Here is a 23,189-nt window from a genome sequence, read left to right on the forward strand (position 1 = left end):
GCAGGCCGAGGTCTCGCTTCGCGGAGACGAGGCGCTGTTCGGGAGTGAGTAACTGGGAGTCGGGCATCAGCGCTTCTCCTCGCTGGTCGGCGTGGTGGTGGGGGAGTTGCTCGGATCGGCGGCTGCGGGAAGCGGCACCCACGTTCCGGTCAGCCGGTCCAGGGACACCCAGGTGCCGTCCGCGCGGCGGTCGGCGTAGACGTGGGTCTGCTGGCTGCGCGCGGTCCAGACGGTGACGCCGCCGGCGGCGCCGAGGTCGTCCAGGAAGTCCCGGGCCTCTCGGAAGGTGGTGGATCGCTGATCGCGACCGGCAACCCGGATGACCTCTCCGTCCGGCTTCGTCCGGGTGGTGCTCTCGGTGGCGTAGAAGACCCGCTTGGCGTGGCGGGGGATGCGGGTGGTCACGGCTTCTTGTCCTCCCCGTCCTGGTCGTCGGCCGGGAGTGAACCGCCGCCCTTCGCGATCCGGGTCAGCGCCTCGCGGAAGACGGGGACGAGCTCCCTGTCCATCTGGTAGGCGATGTTCTGGTGCCAGGACGGGTTGTTGGGGTCGGAGACGGGGGTGACGGGCTGCGGGGTGCCCTCCGGCCACCACCCCTTGCGCACACCGCGGTCGACGGCTCGCTTCAAGCCGTTGGACGGGCCGTTGAGCGCGTTGAGCACACGGCGGAGGTGGTCGGCCTCGATGTAGCCGTCGCCGTCGACGATGACCATCTCCGCCATCCGTCGCGAGCCGGCGGTGAGGTCGCGGAGGTAGCGCTCGGCGCGGTCCACGGTCCAGCCGGGACGGACGGTGCTGATCGACAGCTCGGCGTGGTGCTGGGCGGCGAGCGCGACGAGCTTCTCGGCGAACTCCTCGCTCGCGCCCTTGATGATGATCTCCACGAGATCCCTCCGTCAGATTCTCGACCGGTTCTCCCCGGTCTCCATGCAGGATGCCCGCCGCGATGCCGTGCCGTCTAGACCGGGGAGAACAATGGCCGAGTTCTGCACTCGATCGAGTGATTCGGCGGACCGGCTCGTCTCGCCTCGGATAAGGTGCAATATCCGAGGCGATAAAACGGGCACCGCGGAAACGTCAAGGGTTCTTGACGGCGCATCGGCGGGTGTGGGATCTTCTCCCATGTCGTCAAGGTTTCTTGACGGCATGGGCAAGGGAGGAATCAGGACGATGGGCTGGGCCACCGATGACGGCCGGCACGAGGGGTACGCCGTGGCCGTCCTCGCCGACGGCCGCGATGCCACCGCGGCGGACAATCCCTCCGGCAACTCCGCCTGGTGGTGCTTCGACGGCCGTGACGGACGGCCGCGCGCGGCCGGCGTGCGGGCCGCATGCGACTGCTACCTCGGCAGCGACCAGCCGCGCTCCGACTGGCGCGGCACGACGGTCTTCCCCGTCGACTTCGAGGCGGACTTCGAGCTCACCGAGGGCGACAACTCCTCCGGTCCCTATGCCGAATGGTGGAACACGCACGTCACTCCGGCCGAGGCCACCACGGTGCCCGGCGACGTCACCGACCTCCTCGACCAGGTCCGCACCCGGCTCGCCGAGCTGACCGGCCAGCGCCCCCTCGCCACGCTGACCGCGGTGGCCCGCCTGGACCGTCTCACCGAGGCCGCCGCCCGCCGCGCGGCCGACACCGCCTACCAGCGCGACGCGACCTGGAGCGACATCGGCGCCGCCCTCGGTGTCTCGAAGCAGGCCGCGCACCAACGGCTGGCCCGCCACCTCACCGCCGACGACACGACCGAGACGCCGTGAGAACCCACGCTCGGAAGCACGGGAAAGCGCTGGGACCCGGCCGGTCGTCCGGGTCCCAGCGCTCGATACGCGTACAGGGGCGCGCCCTACAGCAGGCCCATGTTCTTCATGATGGCCTCCGCGAGGAAGTAGGTGCCCGCGGCCGCCGAGCCCGCGGTGATCACCGCGGGCCAGAACCCGACGCCCAGCCCGTGCGGCGCAGGCTGCTGGACACCGAAGTAGACGGCGACGGCCACCAGAGCGGCCAGCAGGACCGCGATGGTCACGTACGGCCCACTGGAGTCAGCGGCAGCGGCAACAGTAAGCATGAACACTCCCGGGCAGGCGAAGTGACGGGACGACAGCCGGGCACACACACTGCCGCATTATTGTCTCAAGAGTACGAGACAATCTGAGACTTTCCCAACGTGCAGGTCAGAAAGGAGAGCTAGGTGTCCCAGGGGAACCGTCGGGGCCGCAGGATGAAGGCGATTGCCGAAGATGTGGGGCCGCACAGACGAGAACTCGCAGTCGCCCTGCGCGACTTGATTCACGCCAGCCTGCCCGCCGGTACGCCCGCCGGGACGCTGGCCGAGCTCACGAACGGGACTGCTCGATCGACGCTGTTCCACGTTCTGGCCGGCAGGCGCGTGCCGAGCTGGTCCACGATGGAGGACCTGCTGGACGCCTGCGCAACCGTGCGCCAGATCCCCTCCCTCCTCGAATCCGTGTCTCGTCAGGGATCCGGGAGGAGGGTCACACAGATCCGCGCGAGCAGCGAAGAGCACGAGAGGTTCCAACGCCTCTGGCTGAACGCGCACAGCGAGATGACGGTCGAGCGCCTCGCGGACGACCCGCACCTGGCGGCAGACCATGCCGCTGCACTGCGCCTCGCCTCGCCTTCAGTGGCACCGCCCTGGCGGACTGCCCCTCCCGGTCACCGGCGCACACGGCCCTGGGGGGGAGAGCCGGAGACGGTCTCCGTTCCCGAGGCGATGGAAGCCGTGCGGCTGGCTCATCTGCGCGTAAAGGAGGCCACCACCGAACTGGCCCGCGCCCAGGACGGGCTAGACCGGGCCCTGGCTCGTCAGGAGCAGGCCGCGATGGTGGATGAACTCATGGCGTTCAAGAACCTGCGCGAGGCCGCCGAGGTACGCCAGCGGATCACGCGTCTTCTCGTCCAGCTCCAGAGCCGTCTGCACGACAGAACCCACCCTCTCCCCGCCAAGGACCGCAAAACGGGACTTCGCATCGAAGAGGAACTTCGCGAGTGGCTGGTCCGCCTCGCCATGGCGGACGACGACCAGGACCCGGAAGCAAGGCGTGCCACTCGCGAGGATGTCCGCCAGAAGCTGGAGCAGGTACGCAACAGGTTCAGCCGGATCGGAATCTCCGCGTGAGCTCAACACCGAGGCGGTACCAGGTCTCACCCACCGATACGTCGCAGGGCTTCGGCAGCCACTGCACAGAGCTCGACGACGGCAGACCGGGACTCCGCCCCGAGACAACCCCGACCAACCTGAGGTTGGAGCCGGCCGGGTCTGTGCTGGAGCCGGTGGAGTGGGTGGACGCCGAGCTGGTCGACTCGGACGACGCGCGCTCCGGCGGCCACGAGATCGTTGTGCACGACCCGGCAGCGGCGATCCTGGCCGCGCTGGACACGAAGGCGGCCGAGGACCTGCACGAGGCCAGACCGCAGAAGACGAAGACGGGATACGCCCGGGACTGGGCCCTGTGGGGCGAGTTCCATGCCTGGCTGGCTGAGCGGACCGGCACGCTGCTGCCGCCCAGCGCCCTCACGGTCGGCACGTACGTCGCCTTCGTGAAGTGGCTGGACGAGGTTGTCGAGGCGGCGCCGAACTCGATCGAGCGCCGGGTCACCGGGGTTGCCTCGGAGGCCCGGCGGCGCGGCTACGAGGTGCCCAAGGCGGCCCGCGCGGCCGCCACCCAGGCGCTCAAGCCGCTCAAGCTGGACAAGGAGCGGCAGCAGCGCGGCCGCGGCAAGGCAGCCGCGATCACTCCGGCCGACCTGCGGAAGATGAACACCGCCCCGCTGGAGCGCGCACCGCAGGAGGGCGCCCGGCGGCGTCGGGTGCTCGTCGTGCCGGACCTGGCCCGGCTCCGTGACCGGTCCCTGCACACGTTGCGGTTCGCCGTGGCGGGCCGCAACGAGGAGATGAGCGCGCTCGACGATACCGACATCCGGGTCGTCGCCGAGGGCCTAGAGGTCCTCGTCCCCAGCGTAAAGGGCCGCCCGCCCCGTGATGTCGTCGTCTCCTACGGGGAGAGTGCCGACACGTGTGCGGTGCGGTGCTGGATCGCGTGGCAGCAGGCCAAGCTCGCCGCCGGCGCCGCCCCTGGCGGGCCCGCCTACCTGCCGGTCAGCCAGTGGGGCGCCCTCGGCACCCAACGGCTGTCCCCCGACGGCTGCGGCCGGGCGATTACCCGCTCCGCCAAGTACGCGGGGCTGACCGGACGGCGAATCACCGGGCACTCCGGCCGCCGAGGGCTCGTCACCACCGGGCGCCGGAAGGGCAAGCGGCCCGAGAAGCTGCGCGCCCAGGGCGGCTGGGCGAAGAACTCCCCGGTGTTCTGGGAGTACGTCGACGAGGGCGAGAAGTGGGAGGACAACGCCACCGAGGGCATCGGCCTCTGACCAGGTGACATATCCGAGCGGCGCGGTCCAGAAAGCCACCGCGCCGCTCGCATGTCAGAACGGAACCATCGCCGTCGGCACTGCCGGGGCCGGGGGGTGCGCCGGCGAGCAGGTCCGCGAGCAGTACAGGGGGTGGGTCTCCATGTCCCAGCCGAGGAGCTCCGTGCGGCAGGCCTGGCACGTGCGGATCTCTCCGCGGAGCCGTCGCACTTCCTTGCGCGCCACGCGGTCCAGCCTCAGCCGCTCGCGCTCCACCGAGTGCCGCATGGCCAGGGCCCGATCCTCATTGCCCCAGAGCACGTCGTCGATCTCGTCCAGAGGAAGGAAGCAGGTGCCGAGCCACTCTTGCACCACCTGGGTGTAGGCGCCGATCCCGACGGCGGCAGTGACGAGAAGGTCGGACTCGGGAAGGCCTTCCAGGAGCGCTGGATCCTCTTCCGACTCGACGCGGCGCCCGCTGTCGTGGGCCATCGCGACGAGGGCATGAACGTCGCACTGCGGCAGATGCTCGGTGCACACCACAATCTGGAAGTCGATCGGCTGGTTGTCGCAGCCAGGCCGGCGGCAAAGACTCTCCACGCCTGACCAGTTCAGATCGAGCGCGAACCGACGCTCGTCGTACACGATGACCGCGCGCTCGTGAGGGTCCAGCGACTCCAGGGTGAGTTCCGCAGGGTGCGCCTCGCCAGCCAGCACGCCCGCGAGTTGCAGCACGGTGGCGAAGGGGACGGCGGCCCCCAGAACACGGGAGTGGAAGACCTCAGGTCCAGGGTCGAAGTAGCTGCGGCGACCTCCGTCGGCAGGAGACGCTGCTGGGAGCGTGGCGCACTCGTTCAGCAGGTCAGGGAGCCGGAACGTCCATCCGCCGGGTCGTGGTTCCGGCGAGGCGATGTGCTTGGCGGCCTGGGTGTATCTCTGGCCTGTGCCCTTCTGCACGGCACGAACAGCCAGTTTACGCTTCCGATCCCGGGTCACGATCGTCCTTCCGCGACATGCCCACGCCCATGCCGCAGCAGGGTCTTCACATACCGAGTCGAGTTGCCGCGCGAGTCCGTGACCCTTGTCCTCGGAGCCAGGGCGTGGGTGCTGTCCGGTCCGGGAGGCTGGCAGGCGCGTGCTGCCGCAGCGCACACGTTAGCGCACAAGCGGCCTGCCCTGTGACGTCTCCATCGGTACGGAAATCACTGGGTAACCGTAATTATCCTGTGCGTTCGTTTCGGTCACTCGGGCGGGTGAATCCGGCCGAAGGAGTCAGGAAAGCCCTGACGCGGACAATCGTCAGGTCTAACCTGACGCTCATGGATGAGACGAACGAACCCGACGAGCGGGCCCGACCTCCCGCCCTCACTCCGGTCGACGAGGCGATGCTCGCCCGCGCGCACACGCTCTACGAGATTGTCGAGGCGGCGCTGAGCGACATCGCCGCCCGGTACCCGATCGACGACCCCGGCGGCCTGCTCCGCGACGCGCTCTTCCTGCGCGGGCTCACCGACCGGCTCGTGGACCAGGCCGTCATCGTCGAGCGCGAGCTCGGCTCCAGCTGGACCGCCATCGGCAACGCCGCCGGCACCTCCAAGCAGACCGCCCACGAGCGATGGAACACCAAGGTCGGCGCCTGGGCGATGACGGGCCGCCAGCGCAACGGCATCAACCGCGGACCCGCCGACCCGGCCGAGCACGCCCGCAATCTCGACGAGTGGCTGGCAGGCCTCACCGGAGAGGCCCCCGGCGGCATCAGCCGCGTGCTGACCTCCCTGCGCGACGAAGCCGCTCGCCAGGAGGCCAACGACCGCCGCGCCGAGGTCAAACACCTTGAACGACGGTCCGAGGAACTGCGCCTGGAGTGCGACAAGGCGTACCGCGCGGCGATGGAGGCCGTCGGCACGGATGCCGCCGAGGAGAAGAACGCGGTCTGGGCCGCCCGGCACTTCGCCCGCGCCGAGGTCTACGACCGGCTCGCCATCGTCGAGGAGCCCGCCGCGGTCGAGCACCGCCGACACGCGGCGGCGCAGCGCGAGATCGCCGAAGGCCTCCTCCGCGGTAGCAGCGTCAAGGACCTGACCAGCAAGGAGACCACGTGATGCCCGAAGCCAAGCGACTCCTAGGCTCCGACATGGCGGAGGTCCTGACGCCCATGGACTTACTCGGACGCGCCGAACGTCGCCTGACCGAACGCGGCGACGACGAGGGGCGGACGGCATCGTGAGCATCGCTGTACGCACCTGGGGCGTCTGGGAGCCGATCGCGGACGACATCTACCCCCGGGACAGCGTCTACGCCCGCCCCGTGGAGTGGTGGCCCTCCGGCCGCGTCGCCGAGGCCTCGCTCCGAGCCCGCAGCCCGCGCCAGCCCGGCACCACCAACACCGACGCCGAACGCCGGGCGGACGGCGTGAACAGGTCCGACGCCCAGTTCTACGGGAGTGAGCAGTCGGTCATCTTCCTGTACGAGGTCGACGGCGAGCCCGGAGCCAACCCTCGCCCCGCCGACACCCCGTACGCGGTGCTGGAGTTCGGCCCGCGTGGTGGCGTCCGCCGTCGCGCTCTCGCCCCCTCCGACAGCGCGAAGTCCCGGGCCTGAGACGGCCCCCACCCGCAGAACCAGGCCCCGGTGCCGAACGGCGCGAACGGCAGGTCCCCCCACGACCTGACCGCGCCGGGCGGTGCCGGGGGGAGCGGGGGTCCGGGGGCCGGCGAAGGCCCCCGGGACCACCGGCCCCCGCCACCCATTCACCCCCCACCGTGCAGGCGGCCGCCCCGTCGCGGGCAGCGCCACCCACTGATGCCGCAGACCCCGGAGGTATACCGATGACGGACACCACGACGACGGCGGAGGCGACCGTCCCCGAGCAGGCCGCGCCGCCCGAGGAGAAGACGTGGCCGGAGGCACTGGGCGCCAACCGGCTTGCCGACATGCTCGCCGAAATCACCGGCGAACCGGTTCGCGCGCTGGACGTCGAAGTGCTCGTCGAGCGGGAGGCCCTGGCCGAGGTAGACCGGTACAAGGGCTGGCCCCTGTACTCCACGGAGGCCGCGCGCGCGGTCGATGCCGAGCTGCTGCGCACGATCGTGGCCGAGCGGGTGGCATGGTTCGAGGCGAGCCTGACCCGGGACGAGGCAGCCGAGCGGATCGGCTGGCACTGGAGCGACATCGCCCGCATGGGCCGCGAAGGCCGCATCACCACCGGGCGGGCGGACCGGTACCTGATCGCCGACCTGGACAAGCTCGCCGCCGAGGCCGACGGAGAGCAGTACATCACCGCGCAGGCCGCCGCCGAGGTCCTGGAGATCCGGGCGGCGGATTGGCGGTACGTCGAGGCAGCAGGGTGGATCGCGCCGGCGGAGACCTACGAGCGCGAGGTCGGCCGCTACCGCACCGTCACCGTGGTGCTCTACCGGCTCGGCGACGTCCGCGACCTGCGGGACATGCCCGGGGTGGACTGGGAAGCCGCCCGCGGCGTCGGCAGGGGCAAGCCGTCCCCGCTGCGTGAGTACGCCAAGCTCGCACCCACCCGCGCCGACGCGGTGAAGGGCTTCTGCCAGGAGCTCGCCGACCGACACCGCACGACAGTGTGGGCATGGCACTCCCCCTACTCCGGCGGATGGGAGCTGGACTGGGCGCGGATCGAGGGCGCCCCGACGAAGGAGGGGGTCCGCGCGGAACTCACCGCCGACCCGGCCGTCGGCCCCTACGCCGACGAGATCACCCTCTGCCCGCCGTGGGGCAGGATCACCCGCCGGGCCCGCAAGCTACTGGAGCCTGGCGCCGCGGTCGTCCTGGATACGGAGACCACCGACCTCTACGGACAGACGATCGAGCTCGGCGTCGTGGACGCGGCGACGGGCAAGGTACTCCAGGACACGTTGGTAAAGCCCACGGAGCCGATCGCGCGCGGGGCACACTTCGTGCACGGCATCTCCGACAAGGACGTGGCGGACGCCCGGTCGTTCGCGGTGATTCTCCCGCGCCTGCGGAAGGTCACCAAGGACAGGATCATCTGCGCCTACAACGTGGACTTCGACCGCGCCGTCGTCCTCGGCGACGTCCGGCGGGCCGGGAAGAAGCCGGGGCACCTGGAGCCCCCCGAGTCCTGGTACTGCCTCATGAACGCGTACGCCGAGTGGTTGGGCTCGTCACGCTGGCTCCGGCTCGGCGGCGGCCACCGTGCGGTCGGCGACGCGCTCGCGGCGCGCGACGTCCTGGTGCGCATGGCCCAGGGCCGAGGCAGCACCTTCACCCCGCAGCCGGCGGCGCCGGGCGATCCCGTGCTCGGGGCTCCCGCCGGGACCACGCTCGCGGCCGCCGACGCCTGAGCATCCCGCTTTCCCCGCGCCCCTTTCGGAGCGGGTGCTCGAGGAACGCCCCACCACGGTGGGCGCCCTCGGCCCTGCACGGAGGGGGCGTGCCTCGTGCACCCTCACCGCCGTTTCCGCGTCCGCCGGCGCCGCCAGGCAGCAGCTCCCCGAACTCCCCGCACTACAACGGGCGACACCTGAGCAGTCGCTGGACATGGCGTGGCCCCGCACGTCGCTGAACGCGCGGGGCCACTCAGGCAGAAGGTCAGACCTTCTGCGAGGCGAACTGCGGGGCCGCGAGCAGGGTGCCGAGGGCGGCCGCGAGCTCGTACTGGCCAGCGGCGACGGCCACCGTGAACAGCACGATGATGATGACCGTGGGCGTCTGCACGGGCGGCAGCTCGGGGAGGATGCCGGGCCGCGGCCAACGGGACGGACGGCCCGGGAAGGTTCCGGACACGGACGGCGTTCCGGTAGTGTCAAAGACGGACATCGTTGGGTTCCTTCTGCGAGAAGACATTCCCTCGACGACGTCACGACGGAGAGCCCCACGACCAGCTTCCTAGGGCATGGGTCGTTGGGGCCTCTCCGGCATCTCTGCCGCTGAGGATTACGGACACCACTCTAGCCGATCAGACGGTCCGTCACCGACGGCACTCCACTAGATGTTGTGCCATCTATGCAACCACCCACTAGATATTGTGGTTGCGGCTGACGAGTCGTCAGCTTACGAGACCTTTTCGCGAGCAGGAGACCGGCCCGGACGAACCTCCGTCCGGGCCGGTCTCCTGCTCTGCGGCCCACAGTCCCAGTGAAGCGCGGGCTCCATCGTGAGCGACTCAGACCCCCCACTCCGGGTCGGCGCTGGAGCCCCATCCGGTGTCGGCACGCATGCGTGATCCCCTCTTCGTGCGGGTCGGTTGTCCGACCCTGATGCGGCGACGCTACTTCTGGCCTACGGGAACGGGGAAGGAGTGGGCGGATCCTCGTCAGGAGGCGTGGCGGTAGGCGCCCGCCGGCCGGACCACGGTGTGTCCCCATCGGGCGTTCAGCTTGTCGAGGACCGGTTCGAGGCGGAGGCGTGCTTCGCGTTCGGGGTCGAGGGAGAGCTGTGTGCCGGGTCCGTCCTCGGCGGCGGTGAGTTCTTCGGCGGTGATGGTGAGTCGGCGGACGCGGGCCCGCTGGAAGGCGAGCGCGTCCCAGCTCCGCCAGACCGCGGTGCGGAGGTCTTCGGTGTGGCCGGACGGGGTGGGGAGCTTGCGTGTCCGTTCGACGCGGGCCCCGTCGGCGAGGCGGACGGCCAGAGTGATGCCGCGGGCGACCTGACCGCGGGCGCGGAGCCGTTCGGCGAGTTCGGCGACGAGGTCGAGGAGCGCGGCCCGGATGACGACGGGGTCGAGCATGTCCCGCTCGAAGTCGTGGCGGGCCGAGGTCGACTCCGGCCGGCGCAGCGGCACCACGGCGCGGGGGTCGAGTCCGCGGGCCCGCTGGCGCAGGATCCGTCCGGCCTTGCCGCCGACGATGCGCGAGACGACGTCTTCGGACATGGCGGCGAGGGCGCCGATGGTGTGCAGCCCGTAGCGGCGCAAGGTGGCTGCCTGGGCGGCGCCGACGCCGTAGAGGGCATCGACGGGCAGCGGGGAGAGGAAGGCGTGCACGGCCCGTGCGTCGGGCAGGTGCAGCACGCCGCCGGGGCCGGTGTGGGCGGAGGCGGTCGCGGCGGTCGCCCAGGTGTCCGCGACGCCGATCCGGATGTCGATGCCGTGCAGGAGGCAGCGCACCCGCGCGCGCCGGGCGATCTCGTCTGCCGTGGTGTCGTGGAGGCGGAGCGCACCGCCGATCTGCGCGAGGGCTGCGCCGGGCGGGATGGGCTGGATGAGGGGGGTGAAGTCCGCGAGGACGTCGAGGACGGTCTGGTACTCCTCGGGCTCGATGTCCGCACGGCACCGCACGTGCATGATCACGCTGTCGCTCACGCTGCACTCGCCTCTTTCCTGTGTCCGGTGTGGACGTGCTCGCGCAGCGCGACCCGGTCCGCCGGTCCCACGGACGGCGTGGCCCAGTACGGATGCCACCACAGCTGTACGGAGAGCCGCAGCAGGCGGCGGCGCAGGGCCGTCGTGCTGCCGGTGCCCGCGGCGGCGAGGGCGGCGTAGGTCTCGGTCCACGCCGTCTGGGTGCGGATGAGGTCGAGGGGGAAGGGGTCGCGCTCCACCCGTTCAGTGAAACACGTGTTCGATTTTCTCGACCAGTCGACGCACCCGGCCTCGCGTACGTGGAGAGGCCGGGTTGTCCTGTGCCATCGAAGGTTGAGCGCGTGCCATCGAACCTTGGCCGACGCGGTGCGAGCCAAGGCGCCCGCAATCATCTACACCCCGCTGACCTGGCACGATGCCTGTATGGAAACTGGCTTCCCGTGGGGGTCCACACCGACTGTCGATCTGCGCCTCTGGCGTGCGGACGCCATCGTGCTGTTCGACTGGTTGATGAGCGCCGACCTGAACGCCGTGCCGATCACGCACCCGGCTCAGAAGCAAGCCCTTGTAGACCTCCTGGCCCGCTTGGAGGAGGTGGACGTCATCGAGTCGACCGAGGAGGAGATTGCCGCAGCCCAGGAAGAGGTGGCCAAGAATATGGGCTGGTAGGGGCACCGGCAGCGATCAGCCTTCGGTGACACGCGCTCAAGCTTCGATGACGCGGGACACACTCCGCCGACCCATGGTCCGACCTGCGCGTCAACCTCACGCGCACTCCCGCTCCGGCGACACCGCATGGCGTGCACAGTCGATACTCTCCGTACTGGCCTAGGGAGCCGACTGGTAATCGTTCCCGATGCCCCCACCGGCCCCCTGCGCCACCATGCAGGGGGCCGGTCGCATACAGCCCGGACGGTGCGCCGATGCCGCTCCGCAGCCCGCTCGCGCCGCGCACCGCCCGACTGTCAGATCCCCGCCCCCATGGCTGGGGTTTCGTCGTTTCCGGGGCCGTGCCGGTTCACCCGGGCGGGTGGCTTTCTGCCTCGCGTACACGTACGCGACTTGTGAGGCGCGCCCCCAACTCGCCCCGAAAACTCGCGACACGAAAGAGTGAACCGTCGGTTGAGTCGATCATGAACCACTGGTTCACTTGGGAGTGTCCGGGCGGGATGGCCGTCCCGCCCGGACACTGGCGCCGCTGCCGTACCGAGGCCGCGGCATCCATCAGGGAGTACACCATGCGAGTCCTGGTATCGACCTACGAACCCGTCACCCCCGACCTCGACGAGGAGGAGCGCGAGGCGCTCGCGGCCTTGGCCCGTGCCGGAGCCGCGATCCGCACGTCCTACGCGCTCAACCACTACGGGCAGGACGGCGTACGGATCACGCTGCGGCAGTACTGCACACCGGAGGGCGAGGAGCGGTGGGCCGTCGTCTACGAGGGGCCCGAGAGCACCGAGGTCACCGACAGTGTGGGCCGGGCGGAGGCGGACGCCGCCTACGAGGACGAGGTCCGCGGCATGGTCGAGTACGGCGGCGACGCCCCGGCCTGGACCGAGAGCGACGTCCCCGGCGTCCCGAACGCCGCCTACCGCGTGGTGGTGGAGCGGCAGATCGAGGGCGCGTGGGACCGCGAGGAGGTCGCCTCCCACCTGGGCCAGACCCTTCGTGTCGGCGCGCACGAGGTCGACGGCGACGAGGTGACCGACCTGACGAAGGCCGCCGGGGTCATCGCCCGCACCCTCGCCGCCGCCCAGCGGGGCGACAACTACGACGCTCTGCTCAGCGAGGCGGTGGGCGAGCCCACGCTGACGGATGTGGTGGGCGTCTTCCGCGTCACCGTGACCGGTGTAGGCGAGGACGGCGAGGCGACGTTCACCGCGTCGCACGCGGTGCCCGAGGAGCGGCCGACCGCGCAGCAGATCGAGGACTACCGCCGCCGGCTGACCCAGATCGAGGAGGACCGGGAGCGGGAGTTCGCGGGCCACTCCGAGGAGACCGGCTGGCTCTGACCGGCCCCGCCTCCGGGCCCGGCCGCCGCGTGCGGCCGGGCCCCCTCCCCCCGACGACGAACAGATGGAGCATCACGTGACCGACACCCCCCTGAGCCTCGCGGCCCGTCTCGCGGCCGACCCGGATCCGGCCCGCCGTTTCCAGCTCGCCCGCGCCGCGTCCGAGGCCGCCGCCGCGGCGGCCGCCGCCCCGTTCGAGGACGAGGCCAGCGGCGCCCTGGACGAGCTGATCGCCCAGCACGGCGGGAACGTCGCCGCCGCCGCCCGCGAGGTCGGCCTGACCGCGCAGGCCCTCCACAAGCGCGTGAAGCGGCACAAGGACGGCGGTGCGACCCGCCCGGCGCCGTCCGCAGCCGAGCAGCCCCAGCCCGCCCTCCGGTTCGAAAGCGCCGAGTTCGCCGTGACCGCCCTGGAGAACTGGACACTGCGCCAGCAGGAGATCACCGACCAGCGGGACGTCTTCCTCCTCGGCGCGCTCGCCGCCGGCGTGGACCCGGTCACCGTCGCCGAGACGACCGGCGTCGGTCTCGACACCCTGCGCCGCATCCGCCCGTCCGGGAACATCACCCTGTCCGCGATCGCCGACAACTGGGACCCGGTCCTCGAAGACTTCGCCCGCGCCGTCGACGCCCGCGCCAAAGCCCTTGCCGCCGACGTCACCAGCAGCACCACAAGGGCCGCCCACCGCGTGTGGTGGCACACCGCGCGGTACATCGTCACCAACGCCGCCCCCACGGCCCTGATGCCCGACCTCCCCGACGAGAAGGACTTCGCGTCCACCGAGGAGTACGTGGAGGCCATGATCAACCGCGAGCCGACGCCGGAGGAGACGGCCGAGGACGAGCGCCAGCCCACCGCACTCGCGGTCGCCGACGGCGCGGACGCCTTCCTCGCGGCCCTGTGGGTGGAGATGCGCCGACAGGCCACCACCACCCACGCTCCCGGCGGGGACGAGGAGATCCACGCCGCGCACCGGCAGGCCTGCGGCGAACTCGCCGACGCCATCCACCACCTGCGCACCACCGGCCAGGTCCCGCCCTCCCTCACCGAGGGGGCGGCGTGAACTTCGGCCCCGAACACGGCGCCCGGGTCACCCCGGACGACATCGCCGCGGCCGCCGACCTCGTCGAGCGGACCCTGACCACCGACTACCTCGTCAACCTGCTCTTCCAGGTCCCCGACAGCGGCCCCGGCCGGACCCTGTTCAACCGGGACCAGGCGGCCGTCGGCACCGTCCTGATCAGCAACACCACGGGCGGGCGCGACGACGACGTCCGCCGCCTGGCCGTGATCCGCGCGATGGGCCGCACGTACCGGGAAGACCCCCGCAGCACCATCATGCCGATCGGGGTGGTCATGCTCGGGGGCGAGATCGCCGCCCGCTACCTCTACCAGCGCCTCACCCGCCAGTACGGCCCCTACGGGCTGGAGCCGCTCCACGCCGCCATCAGCATCCTGTGGCCCCCGCCGGGCGAAGAGCCTCCCAAGCACCCCGGCCACCCCGGCATGAGCCTGGCGCGACTGGTCAGCGGCCCCATGAATCCCCTGTTCACCCCCGGCGACATCCGGGCCCTGCGCGCCCTGGCCGGCGCGTTCTGCGAGGACCAGGAAATGCAGCTCCGCTGCACGGCACGGATCTGCAGCAGTGCCGCCGGCCGCCCCCAGGACCTGCGCGGCGGCGACCTCCCCGCCGTCCGCGAATCGGTCCTCACCTCACGCACGGCCGCGCACCTTTCACCGCCACCGGCCCTCCTCACCCCGGGGACCTGATGCACAACGGGATCGCCCTCGTCCGGCCCTCAGACGCCCAAGCCGCCAGCACGGCGGCCCGGGAGTTCTACGTCGAAGACCTCTCCTACGCCCGCCTCCTGTTCGGCCCCGACACCCAGGGCCCCACCGCAGTCCTCACCCCCCGCCACCGGGGCATGATCGGCACCCTCCTGACCTGGAGCCCGCCCCCCGAGGACAACCAGATCAGCAAGCCCGACCTCCTCGCCGTCATCCGGGCCACGGGTTGCAGCCAGCGCCTCCAGCTCCCCGACCGGCACAGCCCCGTCCCCGAAGCCCACAACTGGACCGTCGGCGCGGTCATGCTCGGCGCGGAGATCGCCGCCCGCCACCTCTACCAGCGCCTCACACACGCCCACGGCCCCGACGCACTCCAGCCCGTCGCCCGCGCCCTCGCCGCCCTGTGGCCCCTGCCCGGCGACACCCCCGCCGACGACTCCACCCCCAACCCCGGTCTGACTCTGCGCCGCCACCTGCGGACCGCCCTCGCCCACCTCGACCCCGCCGAGACCGACGCACTCGACGCCCTCGGCCGCGCCCTCAGCCCCCCATACAGCCTCGACCGCCGCCTACGCTGCGCCGGGCGCATCGCCTGGCACGTCGGCCACCACCAAGGCCCACGGATCCAGGGCCTCGGCGTCGTACGCGCCGCCATCTGCACGGCCCGCCTGACCGGGCACGCCCCGGCCCTCCTCGCCCCGAATATCGAAACAGTGTTCCCTATGTGACGGTTGGCGGGTTAGTGTCCCCTTCAAGCAAGATCCCGCCAGGGGGGTACACCATGCATGCTGCCGAAACCGCAGGTCGGCCCGGGCGGCCGCCCGGTACCAGCGTGAACGACGAGGGGCTGACAGCCCGGCAGGTCGCGATCATCGAGTTCATCGAGCGTGAGGTCAGCCGCCAGGGATACCCGCCGTCGATGCGGGAGATCGGCGCCGCGGTCAAGCTCAGCAGCACCTCGTCCGTCGCACACCAGGTGATGGCCCTGGAGCGCAAGGGAGTGCTCTACCGGGACCCGCACCGGCCGCGCGCCTACCGTGTACGCGCCCGCTGGACCCTGGACTTTCCCGAGGCGCCGACCGAGGCCGGTCCCGGTGTGGCCGCGGTCCCGCTTGTCGGCCGGATTGCGGCCGGAGCCCCGATCCTCGCCGAGGAAGCGGTCGAGGACGTGCTGGCGCTGCCCCGGCAGCTGGTCGGCGAGGGGCGGCTGTTCGCCTTGAAGGTGGTCGGCGACAGCATGATCGACGCGGCGATCTGTGACGGGGACGTGGTCACCGTCCGCCAGGCCGACAGCGCGGATCACGGGGACATCGTCGCCGCCATGCTCGACGGCGAGGCCACCGTGAAGCGTCTGCGCCGCGAGGGCGGCCACGTCTGGCTGATGCCCCACAATCCCGCCTACGAGCCGATCCCAGGCGACGACGCGGTCATCCTCGGCAAGGTCGTCGCCGTCCTGCGCACCCTGTAGAAGCCGCCGGACACCGCTGAACCCTCCCGCATATGCCATCGGCTGATTCGTGCACGCCTCTGGCGTGCACGGACAGCCTGGTGGCAGGGTGACGGCACGCGGCAACCCCGTCCCCACCACGCGGGTCACGCCGCCGGCCCCGCCCCGCGCGCGCCCGCACGGGCGGGGCCGCGCCCGCCTCCCGGCTCCCCACGGGAGGCCATCGGCGCGCATGCCACCTCGTCGCCGACCGGGCGGGTCCGCCTGTCGGGGCCTTGCCCCACCACGACGGAGTGATCACAGCCCCGGCCCCGTGACGGCATCGCCCATACCGGGTTGGCCAGGCATGCGAATGAAGATCATGGGCGTGCTCCTCGCCGCCGCGGCGGCGGCCGCCCTGCCGACCGGTCCGGCGACATCGGTGGCGGCGGACAAGCCCTGTCCGGCGTCCGAGCGGTGGGAGGGCGACCGTAAGTGCTACAGCAGCACCGCTCGGAACGTCGCCCTGGTGGACCTGCACATCCAGAAGAAGCAGGGCCGCGACCATGCCCGCGCGGCGGGCTGGGTCGAGGAAGGCGGCGCGGTGTGGATGGAGGTCAGGAAGGACGGCGGGGCCGCGAAGCGGGTGCACCTCAAGCGGGTGCCGAAGGGCGGGACCTCCAACCCCCACGCCGCGTCCCGGCAGAAGTCGACCGGGTGGCACTACGACGGCCCCGGCTACCTCGTCCGCGGGTGCGCCGCGAACGCCGGCGACCGCCTCAAGGCCTGCACCGGCTGGCACTGACACCGCAGGTGTGTCGGGTCTCCCTGACACACCCGCGGTGGAATGTCGGCCTGGCCTGACACAACGCACCCCAGTGTCGGCGTAGGGCGACACTGCGCCCGGGGCTCAGGCCGCGCCCTCCCCCGAGCGGTGTCAGCCCGTCGTGGCAGGCTTTCCGTGTCCGGCGGCGCCCATCCTTGAAGCCGATGCCGCCGCCGGACACCCCGACCCACAGCAAGCAGAGGGAGCGTGCGCGGTGAAGAGTTACCGCCTGGAGTGGACGCAGGAAGGCCGGGACGGGCGGCAGGTCTCCGCCGTCACCTACGGCGAATCCGCCGCCGAGGACTACAAGGCCCGCAAGGCCGCCCAGGACGGCGTCACCGACGTCCAGGTCGTCCCGGACAAGCCCGGCAAATAGCGCGGGCGCCCGGGCCAGTGAAGCTCCTATAGATCGTCAAGCTGGTCTGCTGAGTCCATAGGATGAGTTCGTGGCTCGGTTCGATGAGGTTAAGGCGACGTTCTGGGGCGAGGGGTTGTACGGGGTTCAGCCGCCGTTGACCGACGCGGTCGTTCAGGACGCCGAGCGTCAGCTCGGTGTCCGTCTGCCGGCTTCGTTGCTGGAGATCCTGCGGGTCCAGAACGGCGGTGTGGTGGCGGATGCGTGGAACGCGTTCCCGACCGATGTGCCGACGTCGTGGAGCGAGAATCATGTTCCGCTCGACGAGATGATGGGCATCGGCCATCACGACGGCCAGTCGTCCTTGCTGGACACGGCCTACTTGGTTGAAGAGTGGGGTCTGCCTTCGCCTCTGGCTCTGCTGTCCGGGGATGGTCACTGCTGGATCGCTCTCGACTACCGGGCCTGCGGGAAGTTCGGGGAGCCGTCCGTGACCTGGTTCGATGTGGAGGGCAACACGGAGCTCCCGCTGGCTGCGGACTTCCAGGCGTTCATCGAGCGGCTGACTGCGGCCGCGCCGCTCGACCTCGATCACACGGACGGCAACCCGTCGGCGTCATGATCTGGCTCCAGCCGAGCCTGCTGTGCCCAGGGTGCTGGTGCTCGTGAGGTGCCTGTAGATCTCGCGGGCGACGAACCTCTTGAGGCACCGCATGATGTCCTTGGTGGACATGCCCTCGGCCGTGCGTCTGGCCACGTAGTCCCGTGTCCGCTGGTCGTACTGCATGCGGACCAGGACGATGGTGTAGAGGGCGCTGTTGGCGTGCCGGTCTCCGCCGCGGTTGATGCGATGGCGGTTGGTGCGGCCGGACGAGGCCGGGACCGGGGCCGCGGCGCACAGGTGGGCGAAGGATGCTTCGGATCTGAGCCGGTCGGGGTTGTCTCCCGCGGTGATCAGCAGCTGGCCGGCCGTCTCGGTGCCGACTCCGGGCAGGGCGACGAGGCTGGGAGCGGCTCGTTTCACGAGGGGAGCGAGGTCCGCGTCGGCCTCTTTGATCTCCTGGTGAAGGGCCTGGTAGCGCCGGGCCAGGCGGCGAAGCGCGGTCTTGGCCGCGCAGGCCGGGTCCGCGAGGTCACCAGTCGGCCGGGTCCGGGCGAGGGTGTCGATCAGCAGGCCGGTGGGCAGTCCCCGGAGCTTGTCCCGCAGCGTGGAGGGAGCGGTGACCATCAGAGCGCGGATCTGGTTGAGAGTCTGCGTTCTGGCCTTGACGGCGCTCTTGCGGACCACGCGCAGCGCGCGGATGGCTTCCACGATGCCGTCCCGGCTCTTCGGTGTTCCGCTCGCCCTACCGGACAGGACCGCGGTGGCCGCTGCGTAGGCGTCGATCGGATCGGACTTGCCGTGGGCCCGCCTGGCCTTTCGGTCCGGGCGGTCGACCTCGATGACCGTGATGCCGTTCGCGGTGAGGAACCGGGCGAGTTCGGCGCCGTAGGCCCCTGTGCCCTCCATTCCGACCGCGATGACGTCACCCTGGGCGAGAAGCCAGGCCAGCAGCTTCTCGTAGCCGGCTGTGTTCGTCTCGAAGGACTGTGTGTCCAGGTGGCGGCCGACTGAGTCGATCACTGCGGCTTGGTGGACGTCCGTGTGGGTGTCGATTCCGCCGATCACCGCTATCGCGGGCGAGGTCATGCTCGGCTCTGCCGTCCTTCCGTATGTGGCACAGGAACAGCGCGTGCTGCCCGGGCAGTCGGACAAGACAGTGGTGAGGCTGGTGGCCAAGCTCCTATGAGGTCACGGACACCCGCGAGCACACGCGGTGACATCCCTCGGGGGCCGACAATTCATTACACAGACAGCCGAAGCGTCAGTCAGACCCGGAGTCAGACCCCCGAGCGATGCCGCCTACATCCTCACTGTCAGACCCGGCTCATACGGTCGTGAGCACGAGGGCCGGGACCCCTTTTTCCGGCCCGCCGGACGTACGGGAGCGGGTCATGGGTGAGATCACCGTCAGCACAGAGCAGATCGACCACCTGGTCCGCGATCCGGCGAGCGAGTACGGCGCTCCCTACATGCAGGCCTACGCCGACCTCGCCGTCTCGCACCGCGGCCGGCCGGTCGCCGAGATCGTCCCCCTGCTCCGGGCGGCCGCCGACGCCGCCCTCCTGGGCTTCACCGGCGCCGACCTCGTCGAGCAGGCCCGCGCGATCAGCACCGGCGCCCGCTACGAGCTCCGTGTCCACGTCACCGGATAGACCTGAGGCCGAACGGAACCGTCCTCAGTCCTGCTCCGGCTCCTGCTCGCACAGTTCCAGCAGGTCAGGCTCACGCGGCAGCGGGACGGTGGCCTTGCGGATGTCCCACACCAGGGCTTCCCGCGAGCCGATCGAGCCTCTCGGCGTCCAGGACAGCAGCCCTTCGGCCCGCCCTGAGCCCTCCAGCCCTTCCTCCTTGATCTGCCGCCACGTACGCAGGTAATAGGGAAGGGTCTCGGGCGTGAAGACGGGCAGTGACGGGGGCGGAGGCGGCGCGTAGGGGTCCTTGTAGTAGGGCTCGTCGAAGAGGTCGTACCCGAGTGGCTTGCGCTTCCTCCGGCTGCTAGAAGGCATGGACGTCCTCTCGTACGGTGACCTGGGGGTCACCGTACGGCGTCCCTGATCGTGGCCACCACACCGCCGTCAACCGCCCATCGCCGTTCGGCCGCCGAGAGGTGCGATCACGGACGGGGCCTGCATAGCCTGGGGGCACGCCCAAGGGGGGTCGTGGAGGAGTACCGCATGCCCCGTCCGCTCTGGTCCGGCGCCATTTCCTTCGGGCTCGTGACCGTGCCCTGCAAGCTGGAGAACGCCACCGAGCGGCATGACGTGTCCCTGCGGCAGGTGCACACGGAGGACGGCGGCCGGATCCGGTACCGCAAGACCTGCGAGATCGACGGCCAGGAGCTCCGCGAGGACGAGATCGGCAAGGGCTACGAGGACCGCAAGGACCACATCATCCCGATCACCGATCAGGACCTGAAAGACATGCCGCTCCCCACCGCGCGGGCCATCGAGATCGTGGCGTTCGTCCCGGCCGGCGACGTCGACGCCGTCCAGTACGGCGCGGGCTCGTACTACATCACCCCCGACGGCGCCGTCGCCTCGAAGCCCTACGTGCTGCTGCGCAAGGCTTTGGAGCGGAACGAGAAGGTGGCCGTCGCCAAGTTCGCGCTCCGCGGCCGCGAGCGTCTCGGGCTGCTCCGGCCTCTGGAGGACGCGCTGCTCCTGTCCGGGCTGCACTGGGCGGACGAGATCCGCTCCTCCGCAGAGGTCACCCCGCCCGAGGTCGAGCTGACCGACGAGGAGATCGAGGGTGCACTGACGCTGCTGGAGACGATGACCGTCGCCTCGCTCGCCGACCTGGACGTCTCCGACCAGTACACCGTGGCGCTGCACGAGGTCATCGATGCGAAGGCCGAGCACCGGGCGCCGAAGCCTGCGGAGGGCGAGGAGAAGGCGGCGTCGCCGGTCGTCGACCTCATGGCCGCGCTGGAGGCGTCGGTGGCGAAGGCGAAGGAGTCCCGCGGCGAGACCAGCGGGGGCGAGGCGACCGTGCACGAGATGCCCGCGAAGCCGAAGAAGAAGACGCCCGCGAAGAAGGCCGCAGCCAAGAAGACCGCGGCGAAGAAGACGACCCGCCGGAAGAGCGCCTGACCGCCGATCGTGTCCTGGAGGCCTCCACGCGGGTTGGTCCTCGCGTGGAGACTGACGGACCGGCTGTGACCGGCGACTACGCGGACGATGCTCGCCTGCCCCTGCTGACGGCGGCGGAGGCCCGGGACGCGGTCGGGTACATGCGGCTGCTGGAATCCCTCGACCTCACGCCCCGCGGACAGGCCGCCGGTCAGCTCGCCGCGGACCTGGCCCGGCGGCTCCCCGCCGACTGAACGGCCACCGGCAGGTCAGTCGAGGATGCCGAGTTCGGAGTCGGGCCGGCAGATGGCGCACGCCCTCATCCCGCCGGAGGTCAGCGCACGCCGTGCCTCCTCGCGGCTGAGCGGCCTGCGGTGCGGGGCGGCCATGCGGCAGTCGCCGATGTGGATGCTGTCCGCGACCGGTCGCCCGCCCTCACGCAGGAACGACAGCACCCAGCCCGGGCCCTCCGCACGAGGCCGCACCGGACGTAGCGCGGCTTCCCGGGTCTCGACCTCCGCTATCCGCTCCCGGACCCGGTCCAGGGAGAGCACCAGCCAGTGCTCCAGGGTCCGGAGCCTTGGGAGGTCGGGAGGCAGCTCGGACATCAGGCACCCGCGCGCTTCTTCGCCTGGAGCTCGGCCACCTCTCGCTGGTGTGCCTGACACAGGGGGTTCCCACCGAACCCGTATCTGTGGCAGTCGGCGTGGCAGCGCGCGCATTTCCCGAGGAGCGAGGGTGGGCACATCTGCGGCGGGAGGTTCACCGGCCGGGCAGGAGTGGTCATGGCGCGCTTCCTCGGGGTAGGGCGGGCGGGGGCCGATGCGGTGGAGGGTAGGACTCGCGTCCTGCCCGGCCAGGCTCGGCACGACCACACCGGTAATCGAACAGGTGCCCTAATCAGTGTAGGGCCACTGCGCCCCGGGAGGACCACCAGGCCGGATGACCCGTCTCAGCGAAGTGCGACGAGCCTCAACGGCCACCCCGCCCGGTCAGTAGGACGGCGTGACCACGCCGCCAACACCGGCGGCGATCGAACTCCGACGAGACGAGGCACAGGCGCCACGTTCTGCCGCCGGCAGACACTCCGGGAGTCACCTTTAAGAGGTGAGTTTTGCTTCTACGGTCATGTCCACCACCGAGTGCCCCGTCACTCGTCACGGTGGACCCGGGCCGCGCCGCCCCTCGACGCCGCGGCCAATCCGGCAGCGTGGGCGCCATGCACCCCCGCCGCATGACCGTCCTCGCCCTCGCCGCGCTCCTCACCAGCGGCTGCGTGGCCGTCCCCCACACCCCCGCCCCAGCCCCCGCGGCCCCGCCCGCCGGTCTGGCTCCCGCCGCCGACCGCCCGCCCGTCCCTCTGCCCACGTGGCCGAGACTTGCGCCGGCCGCACCACGCGAGGAGCTCACCGCGACCGACCCCCGCCCCACGACCGCGAAGACGCCAGCCCCCAAGGCCGCGCGCCCGGCAGACCGCCCCCGCGCCCAGCCGGGCACGGCCGTGACGCAGCGGCGGGTGCAGCTGCGGAAGCGCCAGGGCACCGGCACGGTGAAGACGAAGAAGGTCACGAAGCCGTCAAAGCGCGCCAAGCGCACGGCTCCCAAGGTGCTGGCTCCGAAGAAGAAGCGGCCATCCGTCCAACGCCAGCAGCCCGCCGGAGCCCCGGCCGACATGCGTCAGCTCTGCCGCGAGGCGGGCCGGATCAACGCTCCCATGGGCGCGGCCGATCTCTGCCGCAGCACCTACGGCCGCTGACCTGCACGAGTCGATCCCGGCCGCCGTGCGTGGCCGGGCGTCACTCGCCGGCGTAGGCGATGGCCAGCACGGTGAGGGTGCTGGTGGCGGCGCCGACCATGAAGACGGCCGTGACGTGCCCGCGCGCCACGGTACGGATGATGCCGTCATCCTCGCCGTACGGCTCCGAGTGCCCCAGCGGGTCCTCCTGGGCGTCGACGAGGCAGACCGCGAGGTCACGGCGCGCGCGGTCAGGAAGCTGCTTGTACGTGTCGAAGACGTCGGCCGGGAAGCTGAGCCGGTACGTCACGCGGCGCCCCGCCCCGACTCGCGGTCGCCGCGGTGACCGGCATCGCGCACGACGTCCGCCGTACGGTCCTCCGCCGCCTCGCCGCTGCCTGCCTGCTCACGCGCGGCGGCGATCCTCCCGGAGGCAGCCTGGAGCGTCTCCGCGGCGGCCGCCCAGCGGTCGAGAACCGCGGGGAGCTCGGCAACCGGCGTCAGATGGACGTCGGCGAGGAGCTGCTGGCGCGAGGCGGAGTTCGGCAGCGCGTGATGCAGCCCGTCGACCGTCCATGTCTCACGTGCCGTCACTGCAACCTCCCCGAGCGGCCATTCCTGTCAGTGCCAGCGTACGCCGCCACCCGCCGGCAGGGCAGGCATCACCTTCTCCCGGGACCGGCCGCCCAGCAGGGTTACCGGCCGCTC

At 71.1% G+C, this 23,189-nt stretch carries 31 protein-coding genes; 19 read left to right on the forward strand and 12 right to left on the reverse strand.

The annotated features are described in order from the left end of the window. Positions 1-66: 66 nt before the first annotated feature. Positions 67-405: a hypothetical protein gene (locus ACF09E_RS34485; protein WP_392210092.1), complete on the reverse strand. Its 339-nt coding sequence runs from the start codon at positions 403-405 to the stop codon at positions 67-69. Continuing rightward, positions 402-884, reverse strand: coding sequence for a hypothetical protein (locus tag ACF09E_RS34490; RefSeq protein ID WP_392210094.1), 483 nt, complete (start codon positions 882-884; stop codon positions 402-404). The genes ACF09E_RS34485 and ACF09E_RS34490 overlap by 4 nt, the downstream gene beginning before the upstream one ends. Positions 885-1,146: 262 nt before the next feature. Here ACF09E_RS34490 and ACF09E_RS34495 point away from each other — a divergent pair, with 262 nt between their 5' ends. Further along, positions 1,147-1,761 carry an AsnC family protein gene (locus ACF09E_RS34495; protein ID WP_392210096.1) on the forward strand — a complete coding sequence of 205 codons (615 nt, stop codon included), beginning with the start codon at positions 1,147-1,149 and terminating at the stop codon, positions 1,759-1,761. Positions 1,762-1,847: 86 nt separating this feature from the next. On the opposite strand, the gene ACF09E_RS34500 is transcribed toward ACF09E_RS34495, so the two are convergent. Continuing rightward, positions 1,848-2,069 carry a hypothetical protein gene (locus ACF09E_RS34500; protein WP_392210097.1) on the reverse strand — a complete coding sequence of 74 codons (222 nt, stop codon included), beginning with the start codon at positions 2,067-2,069 and terminating at the stop codon, positions 1,848-1,850. 123 nt (positions 2,070-2,192) lie between these two features. Here ACF09E_RS34500 and ACF09E_RS34505 point away from each other — a divergent pair, with 123 nt between their 5' ends. Further along, positions 2,193-3,140 (forward strand): hypothetical protein, encoded by a 948-nt coding sequence (locus tag ACF09E_RS34505; RefSeq protein ID WP_392210099.1) that lies wholly within the window; start codon positions 2,193-2,195, stop codon positions 3,138-3,140. Positions 3,141-3,283: 143 nt separating this feature from the next. Then, the gene (locus ACF09E_RS34510; protein ID WP_392210101.1) at positions 3,284-4,396 is read left to right on the forward strand and encodes a hypothetical protein; all 1,113 of its coding nucleotides are present in this window, start codon (positions 3,284-3,286) and stop codon (positions 4,394-4,396) included. Between the two features lie 54 nt (positions 4,397-4,450). Here the strand turns inward: ACF09E_RS34510 and ACF09E_RS34515 are convergent, their stop codons facing one another. Next, positions 4,451-5,110 carry a hypothetical protein gene (locus ACF09E_RS34515; protein ID WP_392210103.1) on the reverse strand — a complete coding sequence of 220 codons (660 nt, stop codon included), beginning with the start codon at positions 5,108-5,110 and terminating at the stop codon, positions 4,451-4,453. 584 nt (positions 5,111-5,694) lie between these two features. Between ACF09E_RS34515 and ACF09E_RS34520 the strand changes: the two genes are divergently transcribed. From ACF09E_RS34520 to ACF09E_RS34530, 3 genes are all read left to right on the forward strand, one after another. Beyond that, the gene (locus ACF09E_RS34520) at positions 5,695-6,477 is read left to right on the forward strand and encodes a hypothetical protein (protein ID WP_392210105.1); all 783 of its coding nucleotides are present in this window, start codon (positions 5,695-5,697) and stop codon (positions 6,475-6,477) included. Positions 6,478-6,598: 121 nt separating this feature from the next. After that, positions 6,599-6,976: a hypothetical protein gene (locus ACF09E_RS34525; protein WP_392210107.1), complete on the forward strand. Its 378-nt coding sequence runs from the start codon at positions 6,599-6,601 to the stop codon at positions 6,974-6,976. Between the two features lie 227 nt (positions 6,977-7,203). Continuing rightward, complete coding sequence (locus ACF09E_RS34530) at positions 7,204-8,709, forward strand: 3'-5' exonuclease (protein WP_392210109.1); 1,506 nt, start codon at positions 7,204-7,206, stop codon at positions 8,707-8,709. Between the two features lie 247 nt (positions 8,710-8,956). Here the strand turns inward: ACF09E_RS34530 and ACF09E_RS34535 are convergent, their stop codons facing one another. From ACF09E_RS34535 to ACF09E_RS34545, 3 genes are all read right to left on the reverse strand, one after another. Continuing rightward, positions 8,957-9,184 carry a hypothetical protein gene (locus ACF09E_RS34535; RefSeq protein WP_392210111.1) on the reverse strand — a complete coding sequence of 76 codons (228 nt, stop codon included), beginning with the start codon at positions 9,182-9,184 and terminating at the stop codon, positions 8,957-8,959. A 496-nt stretch (positions 9,185-9,680) separates the two neighbouring features. Then, the gene (locus tag ACF09E_RS34540; protein WP_392210113.1) at positions 9,681-10,667 is read right to left on the reverse strand and encodes a hypothetical protein; all 987 of its coding nucleotides are present in this window, start codon (positions 10,665-10,667) and stop codon (positions 9,681-9,683) included. Then, complete coding sequence (locus ACF09E_RS34545; protein ID WP_392210115.1) at positions 10,664-10,906, reverse strand: hypothetical protein; 243 nt, start codon at positions 10,904-10,906, stop codon at positions 10,664-10,666. The genes ACF09E_RS34540 and ACF09E_RS34545 overlap by 4 nt, the downstream gene beginning before the upstream one ends. Before the next feature lie 115 nt (positions 10,907-11,021). On the opposite strand from ACF09E_RS34545, the gene ACF09E_RS34550 reads away from it, so the two are divergent. The 9 genes from ACF09E_RS34550 to ACF09E_RS34590 all read left to right on the forward strand — a co-directional run bounded on the left by ACF09E_RS34550 (position 11,022) and on the right by ACF09E_RS34590 (position 17,696). Next, positions 11,022-11,336 carry a hypothetical protein gene (locus ACF09E_RS34550; protein WP_392210116.1) on the forward strand — a complete coding sequence of 105 codons (315 nt, stop codon included), beginning with the start codon at positions 11,022-11,024 and terminating at the stop codon, positions 11,334-11,336. Between the two features lie 569 nt (positions 11,337-11,905). Further along, a complete protein-coding gene (locus ACF09E_RS34555) occupies positions 11,906-12,679 on the forward strand; it encodes a hypothetical protein (RefSeq protein WP_392210118.1) in 774 nt (257 codons plus the stop codon). A 76-nt stretch (positions 12,680-12,755) separates the two neighbouring features. Continuing rightward, positions 12,756-13,742 (forward strand): helix-turn-helix domain-containing protein, encoded by a 987-nt coding sequence (locus tag ACF09E_RS34560; RefSeq protein WP_392210120.1) that lies wholly within the window; start codon positions 12,756-12,758, stop codon positions 13,740-13,742. Continuing rightward, positions 13,739-14,449, forward strand: a complete 711-nt coding sequence (locus tag ACF09E_RS34565; protein ID WP_392210122.1) for a hypothetical protein — start codon at positions 13,739-13,741, stop codon at positions 14,447-14,449. Before ACF09E_RS34560 ends, ACF09E_RS34565 begins: the two co-directional genes overlap by 4 nt. After that, positions 14,449-15,195 carry a hypothetical protein gene (locus ACF09E_RS34570; protein ID WP_392210124.1) on the forward strand — a complete coding sequence of 249 codons (747 nt, stop codon included), beginning with the start codon at positions 14,449-14,451 and terminating at the stop codon, positions 15,193-15,195. Before ACF09E_RS34565 ends, ACF09E_RS34570 begins: the two co-directional genes overlap by 1 nt. Positions 15,196-15,248: 53 nt before the next feature. Further along, on the forward strand, positions 15,249-15,935 hold the full coding sequence (lexA, locus tag ACF09E_RS34575; protein WP_392210126.1) for a transcriptional repressor LexA: 687 nt from the start codon (positions 15,249-15,251) through the stop codon (positions 15,933-15,935). Between the two features lie 325 nt (positions 15,936-16,260). Further along, positions 16,261-16,698 carry a hypothetical protein gene (locus ACF09E_RS34580; RefSeq protein ID WP_392210128.1) on the forward strand — a complete coding sequence of 146 codons (438 nt, stop codon included), beginning with the start codon at positions 16,261-16,263 and terminating at the stop codon, positions 16,696-16,698. A gap of 235 nt (positions 16,699-16,933) precedes the next feature. Further along, the gene (locus tag ACF09E_RS34585) at positions 16,934-17,095 is read left to right on the forward strand and encodes a hypothetical protein (RefSeq protein WP_392210130.1); all 162 of its coding nucleotides are present in this window, start codon (positions 16,934-16,936) and stop codon (positions 17,093-17,095) included. Positions 17,096-17,165: 70 nt separating this feature from the next. Continuing rightward, positions 17,166-17,696 carry an SMI1/KNR4 family protein gene (locus ACF09E_RS34590; protein ID WP_392210131.1) on the forward strand — a complete coding sequence of 177 codons (531 nt, stop codon included), beginning with the start codon at positions 17,166-17,168 and terminating at the stop codon, positions 17,694-17,696. On the opposite strand, the gene ACF09E_RS34595 is transcribed toward ACF09E_RS34590, so the two are convergent. Further along, a complete protein-coding gene (locus ACF09E_RS34595; RefSeq protein WP_392210133.1) occupies positions 17,691-18,764 on the reverse strand; it encodes an IS110 family transposase in 1,074 nt (357 codons plus the stop codon). The two genes, ACF09E_RS34590 and ACF09E_RS34595, sit on opposite strands and share 6 nt — an antisense overlap. 305 nt (positions 18,765-19,069) lie before the next feature. On the opposite strand from ACF09E_RS34595, the gene ACF09E_RS34600 reads away from it, so the two are divergent. Further along, positions 19,070-19,330 (forward strand): hypothetical protein, encoded by a 261-nt coding sequence (locus ACF09E_RS34600; protein WP_392210135.1) that lies wholly within the window; start codon positions 19,070-19,072, stop codon positions 19,328-19,330. Positions 19,331-19,354: 24 nt separating this feature from the next. Here ACF09E_RS34600 and ACF09E_RS34605 read toward each other — a convergent pair whose 3' ends face one another. Beyond that, a complete protein-coding gene (locus tag ACF09E_RS34605; protein WP_392210137.1) occupies positions 19,355-19,684 on the reverse strand; it encodes a hypothetical protein in 330 nt (109 codons plus the stop codon). A 168-nt stretch (positions 19,685-19,852) separates the two neighbouring features. Here ACF09E_RS34605 and ACF09E_RS34610 point away from each other — a divergent pair, with 168 nt between their 5' ends. Together ACF09E_RS34610 and ACF09E_RS34615 are read left to right on the forward strand one after the other, a co-directional pair. Continuing rightward, the gene (locus ACF09E_RS34610; protein WP_392210139.1) at positions 19,853-20,767 is read left to right on the forward strand and encodes a Ku protein; all 915 of its coding nucleotides are present in this window, start codon (positions 19,853-19,855) and stop codon (positions 20,765-20,767) included. Between the two features lie 44 nt (positions 20,768-20,811). Continuing rightward, positions 20,812-21,000: a hypothetical protein gene (locus tag ACF09E_RS34615; protein WP_392210141.1), complete on the forward strand. Its 189-nt coding sequence runs from the start codon at positions 20,812-20,814 to the stop codon at positions 20,998-21,000. Positions 21,001-21,015: 15 nt separating this feature from the next. Here the strand turns inward: ACF09E_RS34615 and ACF09E_RS34620 are convergent, their stop codons facing one another. Next, positions 21,016-21,354: a DUF6233 domain-containing protein gene (locus ACF09E_RS34620; protein WP_392210143.1), complete on the reverse strand. Its 339-nt coding sequence runs from the start codon at positions 21,352-21,354 to the stop codon at positions 21,016-21,018. 908 nt (positions 21,355-22,262) lie between these two features. On the opposite strand from ACF09E_RS34620, the gene ACF09E_RS34625 reads away from it, so the two are divergent. Continuing rightward, a complete protein-coding gene (locus ACF09E_RS34625) occupies positions 22,263-22,502 on the forward strand; it encodes a hypothetical protein (RefSeq protein WP_392210145.1) in 240 nt (79 codons plus the stop codon). A 40-nt stretch (positions 22,503-22,542) separates the two neighbouring features. Here the strand turns inward: ACF09E_RS34625 and ACF09E_RS34630 are convergent, their stop codons facing one another. Both ACF09E_RS34630 and ACF09E_RS34635 read right to left on the reverse strand, forming a co-directional pair. Continuing rightward, the gene (locus ACF09E_RS34630) at positions 22,543-22,791 is read right to left on the reverse strand and encodes a hypothetical protein (RefSeq protein ID WP_392210147.1); all 249 of its coding nucleotides are present in this window, start codon (positions 22,789-22,791) and stop codon (positions 22,543-22,545) included. Then, positions 22,788-23,075 (reverse strand): hypothetical protein, encoded by a 288-nt coding sequence (locus tag ACF09E_RS34635; RefSeq protein WP_392210149.1) that lies wholly within the window; start codon positions 23,073-23,075, stop codon positions 22,788-22,790. Before ACF09E_RS34635 ends, ACF09E_RS34630 begins: the two co-directional genes overlap by 4 nt. Positions 23,076-23,189 lie beyond the last annotated feature (114 nt).

It is taken from the genome of Streptomyces sp. NPDC014891, from assembly GCF_043081085.1.
Classification (GTDB): Bacteria; Actinomycetota; Actinomycetes; order Streptomycetales; family Streptomycetaceae; genus Streptomyces.

Coding starts and splice junctions, on each gene's coding strand:
- ACF09E_RS34495 (WP_392210096.1), top strand. CDS start 1,147: ATGGGCAAGGGAGGAATCAGGACGATGGGCTGGGCCACCGATGACGGC.
- ACF09E_RS34500 (WP_392210097.1), bottom strand. CDS start 2,069: ATGCTTACTGTTGCCGCTGCCGCTGACTCCAGTGGGCCGTACGTGACC.
- ACF09E_RS34520 (WP_392210105.1), top strand. CDS start 5,695: ATGGATGAGACGAACGAACCCGACGAGCGGGCCCGACCTCCCGCCCTC.
- ACF09E_RS34530 (WP_392210109.1), top strand. CDS start 7,204: ATGACGGACACCACGACGACGGCGGAGGCGACCGTCCCCGAGCAGGCC.
- ACF09E_RS34535 (WP_392210111.1), bottom strand. CDS start 9,184: ATGTCCGTCTTTGACACTACCGGAACGCCGTCCGTGTCCGGAACCTTC.
- ACF09E_RS34555 (WP_392210118.1), top strand. CDS start 11,906: ATGCGAGTCCTGGTATCGACCTACGAACCCGTCACCCCCGACCTCGAC.
- ACF09E_RS34570 (WP_392210124.1), top strand. CDS start 14,449: ATGCACAACGGGATCGCCCTCGTCCGGCCCTCAGACGCCCAAGCCGCC.
- lexA (WP_392210126.1), top strand. CDS start 15,249: ATGCATGCTGCCGAAACCGCAGGTCGGCCCGGGCGGCCGCCCGGTACC.
- ACF09E_RS34580 (WP_392210128.1), top strand. CDS start 16,261: ATGCGAATGAAGATCATGGGCGTGCTCCTCGCCGCCGCGGCGGCGGCC.
- ACF09E_RS34595 (WP_392210133.1), bottom strand. CDS start 18,764: ATGACCTCGCCCGCGATAGCGGTGATCGGCGGAATCGACACCCACACG.
- ACF09E_RS34600 (WP_392210135.1), top strand. CDS start 19,070: ATGGGTGAGATCACCGTCAGCACAGAGCAGATCGACCACCTGGTCCGC.
- ACF09E_RS34605 (WP_392210137.1), bottom strand. CDS start 19,684: ATGCCTTCTAGCAGCCGGAGGAAGCGCAAGCCACTCGGGTACGACCTC.
- ACF09E_RS34610 (WP_392210139.1), top strand. CDS start 19,853: ATGCCCCGTCCGCTCTGGTCCGGCGCCATTTCCTTCGGGCTCGTGACC.
- ACF09E_RS34620 (WP_392210143.1), bottom strand. CDS start 21,354: ATGTCCGAGCTGCCTCCCGACCTCCCAAGGCTCCGGACCCTGGAGCAC.